The organism is Quyinboa sediminis (assembly GCF_042219855.1).
Lineage (GTDB): Bacteria > Bacteroidota > Bacteroidia > Bacteroidales > UBA5342 > JBHJHP01.
The window spans coordinates 1-749 of the sequence record NZ_JBHJHP010000040.1; the positions used below are offsets into that span (position 1 = coordinate 1).

The window sequence follows — 749 nt, forward strand, 5'->3', positions numbered from 1 at the left end:
ATAATTATGGATTCGGTTAGCATCCGCGGAATAGGCTTGATTGACATTCACAGTAAGAGTTGTAAGAAACCTTCAGTCTGGTATTCATATAAAAGATGCATGCAATTACGGAAGTGTCCTTAACATAAAGATTTCTCACTTCGTTCGAAATGACACGAACATTCTTCCCTTCGCGGATGCAGCAATTACTAACATAATTAAAGATTCGGTTAGCATCCGCGGAATATCTCTGGACGATTGTCCCTTCGAGCGAAGCGAGAAGTCTCAGTATTTTAAAAAATTTTGATTAATTGAAATATGTAACTTTGTAAAAAACCTATGCTATGAGAAAGTTACATGTTTACTATGTTTATATTTTGACATCATCCAGGCATGCAGTGTTATATGTTGGTATGACCAATAATCTTATTCGAAGAACATTTGAACATAAACTGGGTAAAACAGAAGGATTTACTAAAAAGTATAAGGTTAATAAGTTGGTTTACTACGAGTTGTTCTATCATGTTGATGATGCCATAAACAGGGAGAAACAAATTAAAAAGTATAATCGAAAGAAAAAAGAAGAACTCATAAACAGCGTAAATCCGGATTGGAAAGAACTGTATAGCGAAGGTCAGATATTGAAAATAAAAAGATAGATTTCCCACTCTGGCACCAGTGCCTTCGTTCGAAATGACACGAACATTTTCTCTTTCGCGGATGCAGCAATTACTAACATAATTATGGATTCGGTTAGCATCCGCGGAATA

Annotated in this window: 1 protein-coding gene; it reads left to right on the forward strand. The window is 35.4% G+C overall.

Going from position 1 to position 749, the window contains the following annotated elements; all coding sequences use genetic code 11:
* The first annotated feature begins 323 nt into the window (after window positions 1-323).
* Complete coding sequence (locus tag ACE1EF_RS20075; RefSeq protein ID WP_375722499.1) at window positions 324-638, forward strand: GIY-YIG nuclease family protein; 315 nt, start codon at window positions 324-326, stop codon at window positions 636-638.
* Window positions 639-749 lie beyond the last annotated feature (111 nt).

What these genes read in the sequence shown, in the direction of transcription:
- ACE1EF_RS20075 (WP_375722499.1), top strand. Translation starts at nt 324, where the DNA reads ATGAGAAAGTTACATGTTTACTATGTTTATATTTTGACATCATCCAGG.